This is a genomic window from Streptomyces sp. NBC_00829 (assembly GCF_045161795.1).
GTDB lineage: Bacteria > Actinomycetota > Actinomycetes > Streptomycetales > Streptomycetaceae > Streptomyces.
Map to the genome: position 1 here is coordinate 665,222 of NZ_CP108867.1, position 21,727 is coordinate 686,948.

Genomic DNA, 21,727 nt, shown 5'->3' on the forward strand with positions numbered 1-21,727 from the left:
CGGGGGGGGTGGGTTGTGCGCGGAGGTCCGAGCGGGGGGTTCGGGTTCAGCGGGGAATCACCAGGGCGGCCGGTAGCCGGTGGTCAGTTTCTGGCCCCTGCCGCGCCACTTCGGCTCCTGGTCCACGGTCCTGGCCGTGATGTTCCGCAGCTTGCGGATCACCGCTCCGTAGGCTCCGCTGGCGGCGCTGGAGACCTTTCCGCCGGGCGGTTCGTCCATGAACGGCATGAACTTGTCCGGGAAGCCCGGCATGGTGCAGGCGATGCAGATGCCACCGACGTTCGGGCAGCCGCCGATGCCGTTCATCCAGCCCCGCTTGGGCACGTTGCACTTGACGACGGGTCCCCAGCAGCCCAGCTTGACCAGGCACTTGGGCGAGTCGTACGTGTGGGCGAACTGTCCCTGCTCGTAGTACCCGGCGCGGTCGCAGCCCTCGTGCACGGTGGCGCCGAAGAGCCAGGCCGGGCGGAGCTTGTCGTCCAGCGGAATCATCGGAGCGGAGCCCGCCGCCTGGTACAGGAGGTAGGTCAGGGTCTCCGAGAAGTTGTCGGGCTGGATCGGGCAGCCGGGTACGCAGACGATCGGGATGCCGGCCTTGGAGGTCCAGTCCCAGCCCAGATAGTCGGGCACACCCATCGCGCCGGTCGGATTGCCCTCCATGGCGTGGATTCCGCCATAGGTGGCACAGGTTCCGATGGCGACGACGGCAAGTGCCTTGGGCGCGAGCCGGTCGATCCACTCACTGGTGGTGATCGGCTGGCCGGTCTCCGGGTTGTCCCCGAAGCCGCACCAGTAACCCTCCGGCTTGATGGACTCGTTGGGGATGGACCCTTCGACCACGAGGACGAAGGGGTCGATCTCGCCGCGCTCCCCCTTGAAGAACCATTCGATGAACGTGTCCGCGCCGCCGACCGGACCGCATTCGAAGTCGATCAGGGGCCAGTGGACAGCGATCTTGGGCAGGCCGGGGAGCACACCCTGCACAATCTCCTCGATGCTCGGCTGCATCGCGGCGGTGAGCGCGACCGAGTCACCGTCGCAGCTCAGTCCGGCGTTGATCCAGAGGATGTGGATCGGGGACGCTTCCTCGTCCGGCGTGCCGGTGGCGCCCGCGGCTTCGGCTGTTGTCGACTGTGCCGCATTCATCATGAGGTTCCTCCTCGGGGAGGTATGAAATGAAAGTCCGCATTTTTCGGCCCTCAGCCTTCTTGCTAGCAGGCATCCGGTGCCGACGCCGCGTCTGGGTGGGCCAGTCCAGTGACATCGGCCCCGGTCTGCGACGGATCCGCCGTTCGTCGTCCCGGCAAGGGCACGGTCAGGTGCGGCGGGGTGTGCGGCGGCTTCTCCTTGCGGACGAACGCGCGGCGCAGCGCGTGGTACGGGGCATCCGGGTCGAAGAAGGTCCGCCGCATGCGCGCCAGCTCTTGCGCGCGGTGGACCGCGAGCGGTCGGATGCTCTCGTCGCGGTCCCGTTCGGCCTTCTTCGCGGCGATCCGTGACTGCGCGGCGGGCAGTGCGGCCAGGTGGGCGGCCAGTCGGCGCACCTGCGCAGTGAAGTCCTGCGGGGTGCTCCCGACCAGCCGGTCCACGAGGCCCAGGTGCCGGGCGGTGGCGGCGCTCACCGGGAGAGCCTGGCTCATCAGCCGGTCGGCCGCCTCCCGCCCCGCGCGGCGCGGCAGGGTGTAGGTCCAGTACTCCGAGCCGTACAGCCCCATCAGCCGGTAGTGCGGATTGAGGACCGCGCCCGACCGGCACCAGACCTCGTCCGCCGCCAGGGCGAGCATCGCTCCGCCGGCCGCCGCATGCCCGCCGACGGCGGAGACCACCAGCCGGTCCGTGGTCGTCAGGACCGCCTCGACCAGGTCGTCCATGGCGTTGATGTTGGCCCAAGACTCGGCGGCTGGGTCGCCGGCGGCCTCGATGACGTTGAGGTGGATGCCGTTGGAGAAGATCCGGCCGCCGCCCAGCACCAGGACGGAGGTGGGCCGTGAGCACGCCTGCCGGTAGGCCGCCAGCAGTCGCCGGCACTGTTCGGTGCTCATCGCGCCGCTGGGGAACGAGAACGAAAGGAAGCCGATATTCCGGTCTTCCCGGTAGCTGATGTCGCTCCAGGTCCGTCGATCCGCGTCCGGGCGCAGTGGTGCCGGGCTCTCGGGCAGGGAGGGCAGCCGGCCGGCCAGCGCCTGGACGGCGGGCAGTTTGAACGTGGGGGGCTGCCCCTGCCTCCGTCGTCCCCGTAGTTCGGGAATCCACACGGCGCCGTCGATGGTCGCCCGGCAGATCGCTCCCGCCCGGGTGGCCAGGAGTTCGCCGGGGTCGCCGCGCAGCCGGTCCTCGGGGTGACCGCCGTGGAGGTACCACTGTTCACCGTGGAGCTCGTCCAGTACGCCGGGCTGCGAGTCGGCGGCGCGCAGCTTGCGGACGACGCTCTCGGTCGGCTCCGAGGCCCAGTCGATCCGGCGCACGCTCTGGTCGAGATACGGCCGGGCGAGTCCGGTGCCAGCTGCCTGCGCCCGGGGGGTGTACGTCCCGGAGGCGAATCGTTCCACCGCCACCAGTACGGCCGCTGTCGCCGCGTCGGACACCTCGTTGCGGTACAGGTCGCTCTTGGCCGCTGATGTCATCGGGAAGGAGGCCGATGCCCACACGTCGCCCGCGTCCATCTCCGCGTCCGCCTGGAGGACGGTCACGCCCCACTGGTCGGCGTCGTCGTGGATCGCCCAGTCGAGGGACGAGGGCCCGCGGTCGCCGACCGGGCCGGGATGGACGACGAGACAGGTATAGGCCGACCAGACCTCACGCGGGATCGCAGTCTTCAGCATCGGCGCGACCACGAGCCGCGGCGCGTGCCGGCGGACGGCGTCCGGCAAGGACGCGGGGTCCAGCGCGAGTTCGACGGCCACGGTGTGGCCACGGTCCCTCAGCTCGGCATGGAGACGCTGGCTGAGGCTGTTGAACGCGTCGGCGACGAGCAGGATGTGCACGGCGGCCTCCAGCGATCGACGTATCGGGCACGGACTCCCCGGACGCCAGCGATCGTCGACCGTGCCGGAGGGGCCTTGGCCCACGCCGAGCCGCTGGGTCACTCGAAAGCGGACACGGCGGCGGCCAGTTGGTGGCTGGGGTCCGCAGACCCGGCGCGGCGTGTCCGCCCGGGTTCCCGGATGCCCTCATGACCGGCCGGGCCAGGCGGGTTTGCCCGCCGGCAGGACGGCCTGCGCAGTCTCCTCCGGGAACTCGTCGGCGTCGTCGCGATCGCGCCGCGATCAACCAGGATGGAGCAGTCGGGGGGCCGGTATCGCGGTCCGCTGACGAGCCCGGCGTTCGCCGAGGCTCAGTGGACGAGGGTGTAACTGCCCCATGGCCGCGCCCCGGGCGCGATGGTGTCGGAGGAGGCGGTCGCCACGTACGTCGTCATGCCCCCGGAGCATTCGCGGTTGGGGTACAGCACCATGTCGATCAGGGTCTTGTTGGAGACGGCCGTCGCTCCCGAGGGCGACAGTCGATGGCAGCCGGTGACCAACGGGTTGGTCACCGTCACCACCCGCTCCCGCTCGGTGACGTACTCAATGGTGCCCACGGCGTTGCGCCCGAGGCCGGAGCAGCCCGCGACGGCGATGGTCAGGAGCGCTGCCCCGGCGGCGACGCCGATGCGCCGGTGGTCGGTCACGGACATGAGCGGTCCTCGTCTGTGCGGGATGGTCCTCTGGTGGATGTCACCTTGCCGCCTTCCCGCCGGGGCGGCATCCGGTGGGCGTCCGGCCGGGCTACGCGTGCCGACCGGGGCTCGCCGCGCCCGCGGCGGTCGCGGCGGTCGCGGCCTGGGCGATGTTGCGCGCCATCCCTCCGAACACGGCCGCATGGAACGGCGAGACGCTCCACCAGTACAGATGGCCGAGCAGGCCCCGCGGATGGTAGAGCGCCCGCTGCCGGTAGCGCGTGCGGCCCCGGTCGTCCGTCTCCGCGTACATCTCCAGCCATGCCAGTCCCGGCAGCCTCATCTCGGCGCGCAGCCGCAGCAGTCGGCCCGGCTCGATCTCTTCCACGCGCCAGAAGTCGAGGGAGTCACCGACCCTGAGCCGTTCGGCGTCGCGTCGGCCGCGGCGCAGCCCGACACCGCCGACCAGCCGGTCCAGCCAGCCGCGTACCGCCCATGCCAGCGGCAGGGAGTACCAGCCGTTGTCGCCGCCGATGCCCTCGATCACGCGCCACAACGCCTGGGGAGTCGCGTCGACGGTGAGCACGCGGTGGTCGGTGTAGAGACTTCCGCCCGCCCAGTCCGGGTCGGTGGGCAGCGGATCGCTGGGGGCTCCGGGCACCGAGGCGGAGGACCAGCGGGTGGTCACCTGGGCATCCTGGACACGGCGCAGCGCCAGGGTCACGGCGGCGTCGAAACCGGCCGGGCTGCCCGGCGGATCGGGCAGGTACTGGGCGATGTCGTGTTCTCGGCAGACGACTTCGTGGCGCAGCGACTCGGTGAGCGGGCGTGCGATCGACGCGGGAACCGGGGTGACCAGTCCGACCCAGAGGCTGGAGAGCCGCGGGGTCAGTACGGGCACCGGCACGATGAGCCTGCGCGGAAGGCCTGCGATCCGGGCGTACCGGTACATCATCTCGCGGTAGGTCAGGACCTCGGGTCCGCCGATGTCGAAGGTACGGTTCACCTCGTCCGGCATGCGTGCGCTGCCGACGAGCAGGCGCAGCACGTCCCGTACGGCGACCGGCTGGATGCGCGTGCCCACCCAGCTCGGTGTGACCATGACCGGGAGGCGTTCGGTGAGGTAGCGCAGCATCTCGAAGGAGGCCGAGCCCGAGCCGATGATGACTGCGGCGCGCAGCACGGTGGTCGGGACGCCGGAGTCGAGAAGGATGCGGCCGACCTCGGCGCGCGACCTCAGATGGGGCGACAGCTCCTCCTGCGGCACTCCGCGCGGCGTGAGCCCGCCCAGGTAGACGATCCGGCGGACACCGGCGGCGCGGGCCCGCTCACCGAAGATCTCCGCGGCTTTCCGGTCGGTCTCCTCGAAGCCGCGGCCGGTGCCGAGCGCGTGGACGAGGTAGTACGCAACGTCGATGCCTCGCATCGCCTCACCTACCGAGTCCGCGTCGGTCACATCGCCCCGGACCGTCTCGACGCGGTCTGCCCACGGGTGGTCGCGGAGTTTCCCGGGTGAGCGTGCGAGGCATCGCACCTGATGCCCCGCGTCCAGCAGCTCCGGCGCCAGGCGCCCGCCGATATAGCCGGTGGCACCGGTCACCAGGCACCTCAGGGGCCCGCCCTGTCCGCTCATGGCCGCCTCCGTCCACGTCGTGGCAGCGTCCCCGGCCGCTCCCGTCCACCGCACCAAAGCCCCAACGACACGGCACCGCATCCTCGCCATGGCCGATCGGTCCTCGGCCCTCGGCCCTCGGCCCTCGGTCCTCTGTCCTCTGTCCTCTGTCCTCTGTCCTCTGTCCTCCGAGCCTGCCCCGAGCCGGGAGAACACGCCCCTTCATCCAGGAGCCCCTTCATCCAGGAGACACCCGCCGGTGACCACTGGCGCGCTCGCCGCCGAGGAGCGGCCGATCTGGCGCCTGTGCGGATCTGAACCGTTCGACGCGGCGACGAGCGTCGGCGCGGCGGAGGGCCGATCATGCGTGAGGCGGGGGTCGCGAGAGGAGCAGGCCAATGTCCCACCCGGCGTCCCCGGGTAATCGCCCCGCACGCCCCGCGCGTGGTCGCAGCCGCTGGACCTCCTTCGTCGCCGATCCCGCGACCGGGGACAAGGCGTCGCGGGGCCTGCACGAGGCGGCGCATCCCGAGCACCGGCTCCGCGTCGAGCACGACCAGCACACCCTGCTGATCCACCTCAGCGACGAAGACGGTCAGGGATGGACGACCATCGCGGTCGACAGGGCGACACGTCAGTGGGCGGTCGCTCAGGACCGCAGGCAGTCGGACACCGCGCGCATCGCCTACGAGAGTCTCTACGGGCCGCAGGACACCGGTTGAGCCGGGGCTTGCTGCCTCAAGCCGGCCCGGCGGGCTGCGGGGCCGGGTTGAATATCCGGGCCCCGGGGCCCGGATGGCCGGTCATGCGACGGTGACGACCGCCTTGCCCCGGATGTGCTTCGTGGCGAAGTCGGTGACCGCCTGCGCGGCGTCCGCGAGCGGGTAGCGGGCGCCGATCTCCACGTGGAGACGTCCGTCCGCCGCCCGTGCCGCGAGATCGTCAAGGTCTCCGGGCTCCGCCCGGAACGAGCCGATGTACACGGGCTCCACGTCACGCCCCAGGTCGGCAGGCCCGAAGAGCGGCGACACCAGCCGGCCGCCCGGCCGGGCCGCCCGTGCCGTACCGGCCAGCGCCTGGCCCGAGTTCACCACGTCCACGACGACGTCCACGCCGCCGGGCACCATACGCAGCGTCTCCTCCACCACATCGGTCCGCTTGTAGTCGACGATGTCGTCGGCGCCGAGACCTCGCAGGTACGCCTCGTCCTGTGCGGTCGATGTGGCGATCACCCGGGCCCCGAGCGCGTGGGCCAGCTGCACGGCATACAGCCCGATTCCGCCGGTCGCCCCGACCACCAGCACGTTCTCGCCCGCCGTCAGACGGACGGCCCGCAGGAGGCAGACCGTGGTGAGCCCGGATTCGGGAATGGCCGCGGCGTGCACGCTGTCGAGTCCTTCCGGACGTCGGGCGAGCAGCGGGCCGGGCGAGGCCACGGTGTACTCGCCGACGGCGCCCGCGTTCCCGGTGAAGGCAAGGACCGGATCGCCCGCCGCGTATCCGGAAACGCCCTCGCCGACCTCGGCGATGCTTCCCGCAGTGTCCATGCCCACCACCAGCGGGTGGTCGACCGGATACATCTCCTTCGCCGCACCCGTGATCAGTGCCAGGTCGAGGGGATTGAGTGCCGCGGCCTCGACCTTGATCAGTACCTGGCCCGGTGCGGGGGTGGGGGTGGGGTGCTCGGTGACGGAAATCTGATCCAGCGGGCGGTAGTCGGGTGCGACAAGGGCTTTCACGGGGTGGCTCCCTGATACGGCGTGAGGAGCCCCGGCCTCGCGGCGCGCGGGGACGGGCAGCTCCGGGCACCAGGTGTGAGCGCCCGTGTCCCTTCTACGCCGTCGTCCCTGCTCAAGCGAGGAGCCCGACCGTGGGAGCGGCCGAACGGGCGTCTGCGCGGGCCGTCGCGGGGTCGAGGCCGGCCGTCGCTGGATCGGGCGCTCTGTGGCGGCGTCGGCGGTCCGCATGCCTTGGGCAGCCGGAGCAGACCCCGGACATGCGTCGAGCGCCCACCCCCCAAGGAGTGGACGCTCGATGCACCGGTCATGCGCTCAGCACATCTTGTAGTCGACCTTCGTCGAGTTGTAGGAACAGGTGTCTGCCGTGCTCCCCGTCGACCTCTTCAGCGTGGCCGTGTCCCTGTCGTTGTTCCACACGTAGGCGGCCCGTCCCTGATAGCGGTGCGCCGTGTTGTTCGTGCCCCTGCCGGTGTGCACCGTGACCGTCTTTCCCTTGCCCAGCGAGAACGCGCCGAAGACGTACTTGTGGTTCGAGGCGTCGACGAGCGTCCAGCCCTTGAGGCTGACGGCCTTCGAGGTGGTGTTGCGGATCTGCACGTACTCTGCGTTCAGGCTGGTGTTCGATCGCCTGTCCACGCCGGGGCTGTCGTAGTAGATCTTGTACAGGTGGACCGAGCCGGCCGCTGCCTGCGCCTGTGACGGCACGAGGCAGAGTCCGGCGAGAGTTGCCGCGACGGCGGCAACGGTGGTGCGGGTACGGAGCATGAGCGTCCCTCGGTTCGGCCAGGCACCCCCCAAATCGGGCCTGGCGAGAGGCCCAGAATAGGGACTGATCGCTTACGGAATAGCCGAGTTGAAGAACTCGGGCAGATTGGGGGCGGCCATCGGCTCGGCGTTCCGCGGCCCCGGAGTCACCGGCGGTTCAGGTCCGGCGCGGACGACCGGATGCGCCCCTCCCCGTCGGCGACGAGACGAGCCTGCGGGCCGCGGACCCACCCGTACGCCCGGCGCAACTTCTGCCCGATCCACGAAAGGGACATATCGTTCATAGTGCTGTTTTGACGGCTCTGGAGGCACCTGCCGTTCCGAAAGGTCCCGATGCACCCCGAACTCAGCTCCGCCGCGCTGGCCCGACTGAGGCAACAGCGTCCGTATCCCGCGGTGTCGGTTCTCATGCCCACGCATCGGCGGGAACCCGACAACGCCCAGGACCCGGTCCGGCTACGCAACCTGATGGCCCAGGGCGAAGGAGAGGCTCCACGCCGATCCCGCACTCACCCGGGACAGGAGGATCGATGTCATCGAGCAGCTGGATCTGGTTCCTCCGGGAGGCGGACACTGCGCTGGGAGCTGTCCTCAAGTCCGGTCCCCGGCCCCTGTATGTGGCCGGTGAAGCCTCGGCCCTCTCTCTCCTCGATGGTGTCGGCACGGCGGCCAGGGCTGCCGTGCACGTACCCGTGCGGGCCAACGACGGCCATCTGCTCCCGGCCGAGCCCGGTGATCTGGACGCCGTCGAGGACATCGTCGACGAGATCGTGGAACGTTCCCTGGACACGGGTGCAGAGGTGCGATTCGTCCCCGACGGAACGCTCGCCGAGGTAGGCGGGATCGCGAGCCCGCCGCGCTATTGAGCGTCCACCCGAGCGCCGCCGGGGGTCCCAGGTCAGGTCACCAGCAGCGAAAGGACTTCCATGACCGCACGCGTGAAGGGCCGGGCGGGCAGGTACCGGCCGGCCACCGTCGCACTGACACTCGTCTCGACGGCGTCGAGCGTGGCCTTCCTCGTCTCCTGCACCACCGACAGTCCCAGCGGTGGGAGCAGTTCCTTCAGCCCCCGCGCCACCCCTCCCGACACGGCTTCCTTCTCCGGCAGCCCGCCGTCCACACTGCCGTCAGCAGCCGCCTCCGCGCTCGCCTCGGCGTCCGCAGCGGCATCGTCGGCGGCTGCCGCAGCCTCCTCGTTCGAGGCGTCGGTGTCGGCGGAGGTGACCCGGGCGAACCAGCAGGCCGAAGCCGAGCTGAAGAACGTTCAGGGCAAGGGCAACGCGACGTCCGACGTCGCCCTGAGAGGCAAGGCCACCGCGCAGACGAATGGGCTGCGCGCCGTGCTGGTCAGCATCACCAACAGCACCGACCAGCAGGCGTCGTACGCCGTGCAGGTCGACTTCACCGACTCCTCCGGCAAGGTGGTGGAGAGCAGGTTCGTGGGTGCGCCGGATCTCGACCCCGGCAAGAGCGCACAGTCCCTCGTCGTCAGCCGGTTGCCGGCGGACCAGAACCTGACGCCGTCCATCGCCAAGGCCCAGCGGTACTGACGCGCCGGTGCCTCGCTCCTCCCCTTCCTCCGTGGATGAGGACGACGGCCGGTACGGCGGGGGCGAGTTCCCGCGCCGGGCGCCCGGGAGACTGGGCCTCACACCGATTTCAGCCGTGGTGGGTGAATGGCCCCCGCCGTGTCCGCCAGCGGACTTCCGCTGCCGCCCCAGCGCAGCGCGACGATCTCCGCGGCGATCGAGACCGCAACCTCCTCGGGCGTGCGGGCCCCGAGGTCGAGGCCGATGGGTGAGCGCAGCCGCGCCAGTTCACCGGCCTCCATGCCTCTGTCGCGCAGCCGCGCCAGCCGGTCCTCGTGTGTGCGCCGGCTGCCCATCACACCGATGTAAGCGGCCGGGGAGCGCAGCGCCACCTCCAGCAGCGGGACGTCGAACTTCGGGTCATGGGTGAGGACGCACATCACGGTCCGGTCGTCGACGTCCGTGCCGCGCAGATACCGGTGGGGCCAGTCGACGACCACGTCGGCCTCGTCCGGGAAGCGCCGCGGGTCGGCGAAGACCGGGCGGGCGTCGCAGACCGTGACGCGGTAGCCGAGGAACGCTCCGATCCGGGCCACCGCCGCGGCGAAGTCGATCGCACCGAAGACCAGCATCCGCGGCGGCGGCGCGAACGCCTGGAGGAACATGGTGACATCGTCCTCGCGCCGCTCGCCGTGCGGGCCGTAGTGCCGCAGCCCGGTGGCCCCTTGGGCCAGTTCGCCGCGCGCGTCGGCGGTGACGGCGGCGTCGAGTCCCTGCGACCCCAGCGTCCCCGAGATCTCCTGGGGCCACACCGCGAGTGTCGCCCCGCGCGGGGCGGGGCCGTCGGTCACGGTCGCCACCACCACCGGGCGGTGCCCGGCGACCGACGCGGCGACCTCGTCGAACGAGGTGTCGGCCGCGGGCGACACGGACCGTACGAGAACGGTGATCTCGCCGCCGCAGGTGAGTCCGACGGCGAACGCGTCCTCGTCGCTGTAGCCGAACGTCTCCAGCCGTGCCTCTCCGCTCTCCACGACCTCCTTGGCCAGGTCGAAGACCGCGCCCTCCACACAGCCGCCGGAGACGCTGCCCACGACCTGATCGCCGGGGCCCACCGCCATCGCCGCCCCGGGGCCACGCGGCGCGCTGCGGCTCACCGCGACAACCGTGGCCAGACCGAACGGCTCTCCGGCCGCGTACCAGCGGCTCAGCGCCGGGAGGATCTCGCGCACCGGACCACCTCCCCACCGGTCGAGGGCAGGCAGTATCTGCCGTTCCGCACCGACATCGGCAACTCTAGGCCGCCCTCACGGCAGGCGCGAGCCCATGCGGGGACCGCCCGCGGTCGCGTCGGGCCGGGTGGGCGTTACGCCGCAAGCTGACCCTCTTCCCTCCGCCTCACCGCTGAGTAATGTTGATTACATGATTACCAACGAGCAGGAGAAGGCGCTGCGCGGCTGGTTCGCCGGGCGGCTGCCGGAAGGACTCTTCGTCGAGCTCCTGGACGTCGCCGTCGACCGTGAGGAGATCACCGTCGTCGGCCGGATCCCTGAGCCCGACCTCGGCGAGGACGCGTCCACGACGGAACGTGAGGCCTCCCTGGAAGGACGCGTCTCGGAGTTCCGGGAGCGCACCCGCGACGAACGGATCGACGTCGCCCGCGAAGCCGAGCGGCGCTTCGGGCGCAAGGTCTCCTGGGGCGCGCAGTGCGGCGACCGGCGGGCCATGTTCACCACCGTCTCCGCACCCGTGATGACACGACTGCGCCAGTCCGAGCGACAGACGCTCGACACCCTCATCGCCGGGGGCGTGGCCCGGAGCCGCAGCGACGCCCTGGCCTGGTGCGTCCGCCTGGTGCAGCGCAACGCGGACACCTGGCTGACCGATCTGCGCGAATCCCTCGAACACGTACAGCAGGTCCGGGCGCAGGGCCCGGACAAGGATTAGGCCACCCGATCGCGGGCAACGCCCGGAATCGGGTCGGCACACCGGCCCGGTCGGAATGCTCCGCCGGGCCGGCCGTCCTGCATGCGTGTCGGCCTTCTGTGTCAGCCGCCCGCGTCAGCCGATCTCGATGAGCAGGTCACCGGCCTCGACCTGCTGGATCCTGCCGATCGCCAGGCGCTGGACCGTGCCGGAGCGCTGAGCGGTGATCGACGCCTCCATCTTCATCGCCTCGATGGTCGCGACCGTCTGGCCCGCCGACACCGACGCACCCTCGTCCACCTGGAGCGTGACGACTCCGGCGAACGGCGCGGCGACATGGCGCTCGTTGCCCCGCTCGGCCTTCTCCGCCGCCTTGACGTCCGTGGCGACCGACGTGTCCCGCACCGACACCGGGCGCAGCTGGCCGTTGAGCGTGGCCAGCACGGTACGGAAGCCTCGCTCGTCGGCGTCGGAGATGGCCTCCAGCTCGATCAGCAGCGTGACACCCGGCTCAAGGGTGACCGTGTGCTCCTTCTCCTGCTCCAGGCCGTAGAAGTAGTCCTGCGTGGGCAGGACGGACGTGTCGCCGTACGCCTCGCGGTGGGCCTCGAAGTCCTTCGTCGGGCCGGGGAACAGAAGCCGGTTCAGCGTCGACCGGCGCGCGTCCTTGAGACCTCGCTCATCCTCGGACGACAGCGTGGCGACCTCCGACTTCGGCGGGCGGCCCTGCAGCGCGCGGGTGCGGAACGGCTCCGGCCAGCCGCCGGGCGGGGTGCCCAGTTCGCCTCGCAGGAAACCGATCACGGAGTCCGGCACGTCGAACTTGCCGGGGTCCGACTCGAAGTCCGCGGCCTCGACCCCGGCCCCGACGAGATGCAGCGCGAGGTCGCCGACCACCTTCGACGACGGCGTCACCTTCACCAGGCGGCCCAGCATCCGGTCCGCCGCCGCGTAGCAGTCCTCGATCAGCTCGAAGCGGTCGCCGAGGCCGAGCGCGATCGCCTGTTGGCGCAGGTTGGAGAGCTGCCCTCCGGGGATCTCGTGGTGGTAGACCCGCCCGGTGGGCGAGGCGAGCCCGGACTCGAAGGGCGCGTAGACCTTCCGCATGGCCTCCCAGTACGGCTCCAGATCACCGACGGCCTGGAGCGAGAGACCGGTCGCCCGTTCCGTGTGGTCGGTGGCCGCGACCAGCGCCGACAGCGACGGCTGGCTGGTGGTGCCCGCCATGGAGGCGACGGCGGCGTCGACGGCGTCGACCCCCGCGTCGATCGCGGCGATCAGCGTGGCGAGCTGCCCTCCCGCGGTGTCGTGGGTGTGCAGGTGCACCGGGAGGTCGAAGCGCTCGCGCAGCGCCTTCACCAGCGTGCGTGCGGCGGGCGGGCGCAGCAGCCCGGCCATGTCCTTGATCGCGAGCACATGTGCGCCCGCCTCGACGATCTCCTCGGCGAGCCGCAGGTAGTAGTCGAGTGTGTAGAGCGGCTCGGCGGGGTCCGACAGGTCTCCGGTGTAACAGAGGGCGACCTCGGCCAGCGCCGTGCCCGTGGCGCGCACCGCGTCGATCGCGGGGCGCATCTGCGAGACGTCGTTGAGCGCGTCGAAGATCCGGAAGATGTCCATCCCGGTGGTCGCGGCCTCGGCGACGAACGCCTCCGTCACCTCCGTCGGGTAGGGGGTGTATCCCACCGTGTTGCGCCCGCGCAGCAGCATCTGCGTACAGATGTTGGGTACGGCCTCGCGCAGGGCGGCGAGGCGCTCCCAGGGGTCCTCCGCGAGGAAGCGCAGGGCCACGTCGTAGGTGGCGCCGCCCCAGCACTCCAGGCTCAGCAGCTCCGGTGCCGTACGGGCGACGTGCGGGGCGACGGCGAGCAGGTCGCGGGTGCGCACCCGGGTCGCGAGCAGCGACTGATGGGCGTCACGGAAGGTGGTGTCCGTGACGGCGACGGCGGACCGGGCGCGCAGTTCGGCGGCGAAGGCCTCGGGGCCGAGGGCGGCGAGGCGCTGCCGGGACCCGGCCGGCGCGGACGCGCCGAGCGGGATGGGAGGCAGCTTGTCGACGGGGTTGATGACGTCCGGGCGAGGCCCGTGGGGCCGGTTGACGGTCGTCTCGGCGAGGTAGGTGAGCATCCGGCTGCCGCGGTCGGCGGACGGACGGGCCCGGATCAGCTCGGGATGCTCGTCGATGAAGCTGGTCGTGATGCGGCCGGCCCTGAACTCCGCGTGGTCCAGCACGGCCCCCAGGAACGGCAGGTTGGTGGCCACTCCTCGGATGCGGAACTCGGCGATCGCGCGGCGCGCGCGACGGGATGCGTTGGCGAAGTCGTGCCCGTGACAGGTGAGCTTGACCAGCATCGAGTCGAAGTGCGCGGACACCTCGGCGCCGGTGTGGACGGTGCCGCCGTCGAGCCTGACGCCGGGGCCGCCGGGCGAGCGGTAGGCGGAGATGGTGCCGGTGTCGGGCCGGAAGCCGTTCGCGGGGTCCTCGGTGGTGATGCGGCACTGGAGGGCGGCGCCCGTGAGAACGATGTCGTCCTGGGTCAGGCGCAGTTCGGGAAGCGACTTGCCTGCGGCGATGCGCAGCTGGCCGATCACCAGGTCCCGGCCGGTGACCTGTTCGGTCACCGTGTGCTCGACCTGGATGCGGGGGTTCATCTCGATGAAGACGTGATTGCCGCGCTCGTCGACGAGGAACTCCACGGTGCCCGCGTTCACATAGCCGATGTGGCGGGCGAACGCGACGGCGTCGGCGCAGATCCGCTCGCGCAGATCCGGGTCCAGGTTCGGTGCGGGCGCGATCTCGACGACCTTCTGGTGGCGCCGCTGCACCGAGCAGTCACGCTCGTAGAGGTGGACGACATTGCCGTGGCCGTCGGCGAGGATCTGAACCTCGATGTGGCGGGGGTTCACCACGGCCTGTTCGAGGAAGACCGTGGCGTCGCCGAACGCGGACTGCGCCTCGCGCATCGCCGCGTCGATCGACTCGCGCAGTTCGGTGGCCTCGGCCACCCGGCGCATGCCGCGCCCGCCGCCGCCTGCGACGGCCTTGACGAACAGGGGGAAGCCGATCTCGTCGGCCGCGGCGAGCAGCCCGTCCACGTCCGTGGAGGGCGGCGACGACTTGAGCACGGGCACCCCGGCCTCGCGCGCCGCGGCGACCGCGCGGGACTTGTTGCCCGTCAGGTGCAGTACGTCCGAGGGCGGCCCGACGAAGGTGATTCCCGCCTCCGCGCACGCCGCGGCCAGGTCCGGGTTCTCCGAAAGGAACCCGTATCCGGGGTAGATCGCGTCGGCGCCCGCCTTGCGGGCGGCCTTGATGATCTCGTCGACCGACAGATAGGCGCGCACCGGATGACCGCGTTCACCGATCTGGTACGCCTCGTCCGCCTTGGCCCGGTGCAATGAGTTGCGGTCCTCGTAAGGGAATACCGCCACGGTGGAGATACCGAGCTCGAACGCCGCGCGGAAGGCGCGGATGGCGATCTCACCTCGGTTGGCGACCAATACCTTGCGGAACATCAAACTCCCCTGTCGTGTCGCGGGCGGGCGGCCTCAGGTGTAGGGATGTCACGTCCGGTGCCGAGAGGGGCATCCGGTGTCCATGTGGACGATGTGGGCGATGTCGATAATTTGCTGGTGTTGTGCACCATGTCGACCACTGTCGGCCGTTCTGCCGGACTCCACCACTCTGTGGAGCCGGGAGCGTTGGTCACCGTACCCGACGGCATCCGACCAGGTCGCGGGCAGCAGGGCGGCCGGCGCGTGACGTTGGACACGCGCCGGAAGGTTTCGTGGGCGCACTCAATTCCCGTGGTGCGGCAGGGAAGAGGCGGTGTGCGGCGTGCCACGGCGGACTGATGCGCGCGTGAGAGCACGGACCAGCCCGGAGTGTCACGTACGGGGGGAACGGACACGCCGGGCTGGTGGGATCACCGTAGCGCCCTTGACGCCCACTCGTGCAGACGGCGACGGAAGTACGGCTCGGTTGCACACCCCGGCAACTGCCCAGAGTTCCGGCGTCAACACCCGCGACCTTGGATTTCCGCGGACGGCAGCGGCGAGGTACCGGTCGGTGCGATGCCAGGCCGCTGGCCGGAAAGCAGCCAGGAGCGACGGTGAGGCCGTGCGGGCCGCGGGGGAGGGCACTCGGGCCCCGCCATTCTTCGCCTTACGCCGAATGTGTGGTGTTCAGTCAGACGTTTCAGCGCCCACGCTGTCCGTTTTTGCCGGTCCTGGGCATTACGGTGATGGCTTCTCGCGGACAACCGGAGCGGATGCGAACCACCCGGAAGGACTCACCGAGGAACGGCGGGCCGACACCGATGCACGGCGCGAAGGCGCCGCCCCCGGACAGCTGGGTGAGGGTCACGGGCACCTGGCACCGGGCGGGCCGCTGGGCACCCCGTGCACCGCTCCCGGCCTCGATGTCGCGACGCTGCCGGGGTTCCCCGAGCCGCCGAGCCCCTGTCTCGACCGCGCCCCGGCCGTGGGCTGAGAACCCACCGCCCGAGGGTCCCGGCTGCTGGTCACCACCGGTCTGGCCGACGAGCTGCCCGATGCGGCCGGGCTCGGGGAGCGGTGGGGGGCGCGTCGAGCCCCTGCCCGGCCGGTGCTGCACGACTCGGCGCCGGCCGCGGGCTTCGGCTTTCACCTCCGCCACACCAGGGAGGTGACCCATGCGCGACGGCCGTGCAGCAGGCCGAGAACGATCGCCGCCGCTATCGCGACCAGATGCTCACGCGCCGCCAGATTCGGTTTCACGACCGACTCCAGCACCATGGACCCGCCGGTCAGCGAGAAGAGGACGGGGGCACGGCGGACCACGGCGAGGTAGGTGAACAGCCCCACGACCGCCGCGGACGGTCCCGTGTCGAGCACCTGCCCGATCTCGGGCGGCAGACCGCCCCAATGATCCGGTCCGATCGCGATCATCACCCGGACGCTGAGGGTGCCCGCCAGCGTCGTGGCGTACGCGACCAGCAGCGTCCGGGTACGGCCGAGGGCGAGCTCGGCGAGCGCGAACGCCAGGAAGAGCTGCGTGATGCCCGCCCACACCGGCAGATCCAGGGCCGGTACGAACAGCGACACAGGAGTCCGCAGCAGGGCGATGGGAAGCGGGAGATCGGCCCACACCCCGCCGAGCACCCGCACCACGACCGCGCCGGTCGGCGTCTGGTGGATGGCATGGAAGAAGATGACCGCGAAGTTGGCCAGCAGCGCCAGGGACACCCCGCTCAGGCGCCGGCGCAACAGTTCCTTGGTGGGCGCGACGACGATGCCGCGCCATTCGCCGTACAGGGTGCGCGCGACGAAGCGCAGAAACCAGCGGAAGGCCGAGTCCTGCCCCTGGACGTCTCCGTCGAGGGGCTCGCCCCTGGAAATGTGGTCGTCCCCGACAGTGTCGCGACGAACATCAGCCACAGGCATCACCGGCCGCTCAACCCCTCACGCTCACAGCACCGGGCGAATGTGTCGCAACCGGCGCATCGAAGTGCCCCCCTTACCTCCAGATCGTGCACCAGGCCGGACACGCGCTGCGCATGGGGGTCACGTCACAGAAGATGACGGACGGGGCCGACACGTTCCGAGAAGCCATTCCTCACCGGGGCCTGACGGGTCACCGCCGGAGACGTAACCGACCTCACGGCCCTGTGCGGAGCGCCGCCGCCGTCCGCCATCTGCTGCCGCGCGTGGCGGCGGAGCCCGGTCCTCGCGCGGGCGTACGGTCCGGCAGAACTCTTGGTTTCATGGGCCGTTCCTCCTGAATCCGCTACTGCTCGCGGCGGGCCGCGCCCGCCACGGTGATGTTCACGAACCGCGGCACGCGCAGTCCGCAGGCCCGGAACTCCTCGGCCACGCAGGCACGGACGCCGGTCAGCCGGTCCTCAGGCAGCAGCACCAGCGCGCTGCGCTCGGGCCGCGCCCCGGGCCACCAGGCGGCGCTCGCGCCCGCCCGACGGGCGCTCGCCACGGCGCGCCGGATGTCGCCCGGGCCTTCACCTCGGGTGACCACCAGCATCAACCTCGCTCCTTGGCCGGCCGGGTCGAAGGGGATGTGCCGCCGGCCGCTCTCGCCGAGCAGCAGCGCACGGCCGGGGCGGGCGAACAGGACGGCCTCGCGCAGCGCTGCGTCGCCCTCGGGTGCGGCGTCCTTGGCGAGAGCGGCGAGTCGGCCGCGCGGCGGTTCGGCCCGGGTGTCACCGGCGTGCAGGTCGGCCACGGCAAGGGCCACGGCGCACTCCAGTGGTTCCACGCTGGACAGCCCGGTGGCGGCGGTCAGCGTGGAGTGGATGTGCAGGTCGATGCCTCCACGTCCGTATCCGACGCCGGCCATCGCCCGCAGCAGGGCATAGGTGCGGGCCGCCCAGTCCGGGTGGGGTGCGGGCGGACCGGTGAGCGGGAGTTCGCAGCTGTGCGCGGGGTGTGCGAGCGAACTCAGCCGTGCGATGCCGTCGTCGCGCGGTGCCGCGGCTGCCGCCACCGGCCACCCCGCCGCCGCGACGAGATACGGCGAGCCGAGGTGGAAGGCGTGAGGGGCGCTCCACACCGTGTCCGGGAGCCGCTCGTGTGCCGATTCGAGGGCGTAGGCGACCAGCCGGAAGAGCGGGTCGGCCGTGTGGCGGCGGGCGATGTCCTGCAAGGGCACGCCGGTTCACCCCGCCTTGTGGGGCGCCGGTGTCCTGCGGGCGAGCAGGCGGTAGGCGTTGCCGCCGTCGTTGGCGCGGGCCACGACCGCGCGCACACGGTCCAGTCCCGCGGCGACGGCGAAGCACGGCAGCGCCGCCGTCCACACGGCGGCGCGGCGCGCGCGCCGGGCGGTGGTGGCACTGCCCGGTCCCCAGGGGGCGTACGGATTGGGGGCGAGCCGGTTCGCGGTGAGCAGGACGGCGCCGACGAAGTCACAGGCCTGGTGGGCGGTGCCGTGCTCCTCGGCGAGCACGGTGAACCCGCGGTCGGCCAGTGCCCGCTTGAGGTTGCCGATGGGCATGAGGTGCTGGTGCTGCGGCTGGAACCACGGCAGCCAGTACGGGCCCAGCAGCCGGGCGAGGCGCGACTCGGGGTCGGGCAGCTCGATGAGCAGATGCCCGCCGGAAGGCAGTACCGCGGCGGCGGCGTCGAGCTCGGCGAGCGGGTCCCGGGTGTGTTCCAGGTAGTGGGACATGCTGAGGGTGTCGTAGCGGCCGACGAGCCCCGGGGCGAGTTCGGGGAACTGCCCGCAGTGGGCGGTGCCGACCCAGCCACGGGCCTCCGCCTCCCGCACCGCTTCGGCCATGTCCAGGCCGTCGAACCGGGTTCCGGGCCAGATGTCGCGTGCGCTGTTGCAGAAGTGGCCGTGCCCGGTGCCCACGTCGAGCCAGGCCGCGGGCGTACCGAAGGGCTTCAGCATCTCGGCGCGGGCACGGTAGGAGCGGCCCATTCCGCCGAACACCTGGGCGGCGCCGCCGACGCCGAGGCCCTCGTAGAAGTCGCGGTAGTAGAAGTCGAGGCCGTCGAGGGAGAGGCGGGGGTTCTGGAAGACGTGCCCGCAGTCGCCGCACTCTTCGAGGGTGAACAGGCCGGGCTTGCCCTGGAACTGGTCCGGCATCCGGGTCCGGACGAGGAGTTCGGTGGAGCCGCACCAGGGGCAGTCGGGGCGGCGGGCCTCGAAGAACCGCTCCGTGCCCGCCTTGAGTTCGATGGTGTAGCCGGGCCGCAGCGCCTCCATCGCGGCCGATGTCTCCGCCTTGCCGGGATTCTCGCCCACGGCGGTGCGCAGCGCCGCCGCCAAGGAGTGCAGGGGCCTCGCGGCGACGGCACCGCGCAGGTCCCCGGGCCGCAACGCACCGCCGGAGCCGCCGAGGACCAGGGCGGGCTGGAGCCAGTAGAGGGCGAGCGCCGCGGCACCCCAGCGGCGGTCCCTGACGGCCGTGCGGGTCAGCAGAGCCAGTCCCGCCAGCTGGGCGGCGGCCACCAGGCCGGGAGGGAGCCCCTGGGCACGCAGCTCGCCGGCCCGCAGGGCCGGATCGGGGGCGGGGACTCTCATGCCGGGGGCGATGGCGACGCTCGTCGCCGCGGGCGCGTATTCCTTCAACCGGCCAAGCAGCGACTGCAGTTCCACGGTGTCGAGATCGGCTCCGCTCGTGGCTTCCGCCCGGCGCAGGACGTCGTCGGCGACCAGCAGGGCGTGCCCGGCGCCGCGGGGCCGGTGGGTGCGGGCGAAGCGGGAGTCCTTCAGGTGGAGATCGCGCAGCAGGCCCAGGGCGTGGTCGGTGTCGAGGAGGCCCGGGATCAGGTCGAGGAGGTCGAGGCCGGCGTGTTCCGCATGGCTGATCGCCGCTCTCAGGGTCGCCCGGTCGACGTCGACGCCTCGCGCGGTGATCAGGTGCCAGCCGTCCTCGGGAGGCGTGTCCGCAGTCGGCGCATCTGCGGGGATGTCGAGGACCGGTATGGCTGCCAGGCGGCGCCGGGCGCGTACGGTGCCCGCGGTCAGCCCTGCCAGGGCGACCACGGCGGCCCAGGGGACGCCGGTTCGGGGCTGTGTCATATCAGCTTCTCCAACCTGTCGGCCGCGGCCGCGGCACCGCCGGCGGCGGCGAAGGACGCCTGGATACGGCGGGCGGAACTGCGGTGGTGCCCGTTGTCGACGACGGCACACAGAGCGTCGTGGATCTCGTCCGCGCGCGGGCGCCCGAAACGCACCCGGACACCCGCCCCGGCGTCCGCCACCTGCTGGGCGACGATCGGCTGGTCGTCACGGACAGGCGCGACGACCAGGGGCAGGCCGTGGGCGAGTGCCTCGCAGACGGTGTTGTGCCCTCCGTGGCAGACGACGGCGTCGAGGTGGGGCAGCAAAGGGAGTTGGGGGACGTACTCCTGGAGCAGGACGTGCTCATGGCGCACCGCGCCGACGACATCCGCCGGCGCGGCGAGGATCAGCTGCACACGGTCGGCGAGACGTTCGCCCGCCCGCAGGACCGCGTCGTAGAAACGCCCGCCCGCCTCGCGGTTGAGGGTGCCCAGCGAGACGAGCACCCGGCTTCGCAAGGGGTCGAGCCTGCGCCAGGGAAAGGTCGAGCCGTCGGGCGGACGGGAGCCCAACGCGGGTCCGACGAAGGCGTGGTGTCCCGGCCGGCTCTCGCGCTCGCCAAGGAGTTCCGGGGTGGAGAAGACGAGGACGAGGCGGTCCGAAAAGCGGGGGTCCCAGCCGGCGGGCGCTCCGCACGCGACGAGGAATCCGGCGACCTGGTCGGTCACCCACTCCCCCACCTTCGGGAAACCGGCGAAGGGCCGGGTGAATTCGGCGGTGGTCGTCGCGGAGGTCACCCACGGCAGTCCCCTCTGCCGGGCGACGACGGCGCCGGCGAGCGCCTGCTGATCGGCGACGACCACATCGGGGGCGTAGGCCTCGACGGCCGCGTCGACTCCGGGCAGCATCCCGTGCGCGAGGGGGACGAGTGCCTCCTCCCACAGGAAGCGCAGCGCGGCGACCCCGCGCAGGTCGCGCCAGCGTTCGTGCAGCGCGCCGAAGCCTCCGGCCCCGGTGAGGTCCCCGGCGGGCAGGAGAGTGGCGCGGGCGGGCAGCAGACGGGAGAGCACCTCGGCGGGACCCGTCCAGGCGACCTGGTGTCCTCGCGCGGTCAGTTCGGCGGCCACGGCGATCGTCGGATTGACGTGCCCGGCGAGCGGCGGGACGACGAACAGCGCCCTCATACGGTGACCGCTTCGAACTGCTGCCGCACGGCCTGGCCCAGCCACGCGAGGACGGCCTCCCGGAGCTCGGCGGTACCGCCCTGGAGGACGTCGTGGCCCAGTCCCGGCAGTACGCGGACGGTGCTGTGAGGCGCGTGGCGGGCCAGCTCCCGTGCTCCGGGCACGAGTTCGGAGTGCTCTCCGCAGACGGCCAGTACCGGGCACCGCACCTCGGCGAAGTCGTCGGCCGTGAACGGACGCCCCGCGGCGATGTCGTCGATCAGGGTGGTGCGGTTGAGGAGCTCGTCGGCGGTGGCGGTCAGCCGGGCGGCCTTGCGGGCTCCGATCGAGGCGAGTTCGCTCGGCACCCGGCTGCCTTCGAGGCCGATCGCGGCTACGGAGAGCGTGTCGAGCATGTTCTCGATCCACGGGCCGCTCAGCGGAGCCTCGATGAGGATGAGCCCGGCGACGAGGTCGGGGCGCGCGAGCGCGGTGTGCAGTGCGAGGGTGCCGCCGTAGCTGTTGCCGATCAGCTGTACGGGCCGGTCGTCGAGGCCGAGGGCCGCGAGCAGGGTGGTCAGATCGCGCACGGCGGTGGCGATGTCGTATCCGGTGGGCGGGCGCTCGGTGCGGCCGTGGCCGCGCAGGTCGTAGAGGACGACGTCGTGCCCTGCGCGGGCGGCCGGGACGGCGAGGGTGCAGTAGAAGCTGGAGAGGTTGTCGACGACCAGGCCGTGCATGAACACGGTCGTCACTCCCGGGTCGCCGCCGGCCTGTGGCGCGCGCAGCCGCTGGACGTGGAAGCGGAGCGAGTTGGCGAGTATGTCGGCCATGG

The 21,727-nt window shown here is 71.7% G+C and carries 16 protein-coding genes and 1 pseudogene; 4 read left to right on the forward strand and 13 right to left on the reverse strand.

Translation table 11 applies throughout. The annotated features are described in order from the left end of the window. Nucleotides 1-57: 57 nt before the first annotated feature. The 4 genes from OG293_RS02750 to OG293_RS02765 form a co-directional block, all read right to left on the reverse strand. Complete coding sequence (locus OG293_RS02750; RefSeq protein ID WP_406003487.1) at nt 58-1,146, reverse strand: hydrogenase expression protein HypE; 1,089 nt, start codon at nt 1,144-1,146, stop codon at nt 58-60. Nucleotides 1,147-1,211: 65 nt separating this feature from the next. Next, nucleotides 1,212-2,984, reverse strand: coding sequence for a hydrogenase maturation protein (locus OG293_RS02755; protein ID WP_405997133.1), 1,773 nt, complete (start codon nt 2,982-2,984; stop codon nt 1,212-1,214). A 350-nt stretch (nt 2,985-3,334) separates the two neighbouring features. Continuing rightward, a complete protein-coding gene (locus OG293_RS02760; RefSeq protein WP_405997134.1) occupies nt 3,335-3,676 on the reverse strand; it encodes a hypothetical protein in 342 nt (113 codons plus the stop codon). A 91-nt stretch (nt 3,677-3,767) separates the two neighbouring features. Continuing rightward, nucleotides 3,768-5,291, reverse strand: coding sequence for an SDR family oxidoreductase (locus OG293_RS02765; protein WP_405997135.1), 1,524 nt, complete (start codon nt 5,289-5,291; stop codon nt 3,768-3,770). Nucleotides 5,292-5,668: 377 nt separating this feature from the next. Between OG293_RS02765 and OG293_RS02770 the strand changes: the two genes are divergently transcribed. Further along, nucleotides 5,669-5,992: a hypothetical protein gene (locus tag OG293_RS02770; RefSeq protein WP_405997136.1), complete on the forward strand. Its 324-nt coding sequence runs from the start codon at nt 5,669-5,671 to the stop codon at nt 5,990-5,992. Nucleotides 5,993-6,073: 81 nt separating this feature from the next. Here the strand turns inward: OG293_RS02770 and OG293_RS02775 are convergent, their stop codons facing one another. Next, complete coding sequence (locus OG293_RS02775) at nt 6,074-7,009, reverse strand: NADP-dependent oxidoreductase (RefSeq protein ID WP_405997137.1); 936 nt, start codon at nt 7,007-7,009, stop codon at nt 6,074-6,076. A 312-nt stretch (nt 7,010-7,321) separates the two neighbouring features. After that, nucleotides 7,322-7,774 (reverse strand): lamin tail domain-containing protein, encoded by a 453-nt coding sequence (locus tag OG293_RS02780; RefSeq protein WP_405997138.1) that lies wholly within the window; start codon nt 7,772-7,774, stop codon nt 7,322-7,324. A gap of 333 nt (nt 7,775-8,107) precedes the next feature. On the opposite strand from OG293_RS02780, the pseudogene OG293_RS02785 reads away from it, so the two are divergent. Then, nucleotides 8,108-8,640: pseudogene (locus OG293_RS02785) on the forward strand (hypothetical protein). Nucleotides 8,641-8,700: 60 nt separating this feature from the next. Next, nucleotides 8,701-9,324: a hypothetical protein gene (locus OG293_RS02790; protein ID WP_405997139.1), complete on the forward strand. Its 624-nt coding sequence runs from the start codon at nt 8,701-8,703 to the stop codon at nt 9,322-9,324. A 98-nt stretch (nt 9,325-9,422) separates the two neighbouring features. On the opposite strand, the gene OG293_RS02795 is transcribed toward OG293_RS02790, so the two are convergent. Continuing rightward, nucleotides 9,423-10,535, reverse strand: coding sequence for an XdhC family protein (locus OG293_RS02795; protein ID WP_405997140.1), 1,113 nt, complete (start codon nt 10,533-10,535; stop codon nt 9,423-9,425). Nucleotides 10,536-10,725: 190 nt separating this feature from the next. On the opposite strand from OG293_RS02795, the gene OG293_RS02800 reads away from it, so the two are divergent. Beyond that, the gene (locus OG293_RS02800) at nt 10,726-11,250 is read left to right on the forward strand and encodes a hypothetical protein (protein WP_405997141.1); all 525 of its coding nucleotides are present in this window, start codon (nt 10,726-10,728) and stop codon (nt 11,248-11,250) included. Between the two features lie 114 nt (nt 11,251-11,364). On the opposite strand, the gene OG293_RS02805 is transcribed toward OG293_RS02800, so the two are convergent. The 6 genes from OG293_RS02805 to OG293_RS02830 all read right to left on the reverse strand — a co-directional run bounded on the left by OG293_RS02805 (nt 11,365) and on the right by OG293_RS02830 (nt 21,725). Continuing rightward, a complete protein-coding gene (locus OG293_RS02805; protein WP_405997142.1) occupies nt 11,365-14,742 on the reverse strand; it encodes a pyruvate carboxylase in 3,378 nt (1,125 codons plus the stop codon). A gap of 1,128 nt (nt 14,743-15,870) precedes the next feature. Next, on the reverse strand, nt 15,871-16,644 hold the full coding sequence (locus OG293_RS02810) for a hypothetical protein (protein ID WP_405997143.1): 774 nt from the start codon (nt 16,642-16,644) through the stop codon (nt 15,871-15,873). Nucleotides 16,645-16,993: 349 nt separating this feature from the next. Continuing rightward, a complete protein-coding gene (locus OG293_RS02815; RefSeq protein ID WP_405997144.1) occupies nt 16,994-17,869 on the reverse strand; it encodes a galactokinase in 876 nt (291 codons plus the stop codon). A gap of 6 nt (nt 17,870-17,875) precedes the next feature. Next, nucleotides 17,876-19,747, reverse strand: a complete 1,872-nt coding sequence (locus OG293_RS02820) for a class I SAM-dependent methyltransferase (protein ID WP_405997145.1) — start codon at nt 19,745-19,747, stop codon at nt 17,876-17,878. Further along, nucleotides 19,744-20,913, reverse strand: coding sequence for a glycosyltransferase (locus OG293_RS02825; RefSeq protein ID WP_405997146.1), 1,170 nt, complete (start codon nt 20,911-20,913; stop codon nt 19,744-19,746). Before OG293_RS02825 ends, OG293_RS02820 begins: the two co-directional genes overlap by 4 nt. Beyond that, nucleotides 20,910-21,725, reverse strand: a complete 816-nt coding sequence (locus OG293_RS02830; protein WP_405997147.1) for an alpha/beta fold hydrolase — start codon at nt 21,723-21,725, stop codon at nt 20,910-20,912. The genes OG293_RS02825 and OG293_RS02830 overlap by 4 nt, the downstream gene beginning before the upstream one ends. Nucleotides 21,726-21,727: the final 2 nt, after the last annotated feature.

Excerpts from the sequence above, each read along its gene's own strand:
- OG293_RS02750 (WP_406003487.1), bottom strand. The coding sequence starts at position 1,146 with ATGAATGCGGCACAGTCGACAACAGCCGAAGCCGCGGGCGCCACCGGC.
- OG293_RS02760 (WP_405997134.1), bottom strand. The coding sequence starts at position 3,676 with ATGTCCGTGACCGACCACCGGCGCATCGGCGTCGCCGCCGGGGCAGCG.
- OG293_RS02765 (WP_405997135.1), bottom strand. The coding sequence starts at position 5,291 with ATGAGCGGACAGGGCGGGCCCCTGAGGTGCCTGGTGACCGGTGCCACC.
- OG293_RS02770 (WP_405997136.1), top strand. The coding sequence starts at position 5,669 with ATGTCCCACCCGGCGTCCCCGGGTAATCGCCCCGCACGCCCCGCGCGT.
- OG293_RS02780 (WP_405997138.1), bottom strand. The coding sequence starts at position 7,774 with ATGCTCCGTACCCGCACCACCGTTGCCGCCGTCGCGGCAACTCTCGCC.
- OG293_RS02790 (WP_405997139.1), top strand. The coding sequence starts at position 8,701 with ATGACCGCACGCGTGAAGGGCCGGGCGGGCAGGTACCGGCCGGCCACC.
- OG293_RS02800 (WP_405997141.1), top strand. The coding sequence starts at position 10,726 with ATGATTACCAACGAGCAGGAGAAGGCGCTGCGCGGCTGGTTCGCCGGG.
- OG293_RS02805 (WP_405997142.1), bottom strand. The coding sequence starts at position 14,742 with ATGTTCCGCAAGGTATTGGTCGCCAACCGAGGTGAGATCGCCATCCGC.
- OG293_RS02820 (WP_405997145.1), bottom strand. The coding sequence starts at position 19,747 with ATGACACAGCCCCGAACCGGCGTCCCCTGGGCCGCCGTGGTCGCCCTG.
- OG293_RS02825 (WP_405997146.1), bottom strand. The coding sequence starts at position 20,913 with ATGAGGGCGCTGTTCGTCGTCCCGCCGCTCGCCGGGCACGTCAATCCG.
- OG293_RS02830 (WP_405997147.1), bottom strand. The coding sequence starts at position 21,725 with ATGGCCGACATACTCGCCAACTCGCTCCGCTTCCACGTCCAGCGGCTG.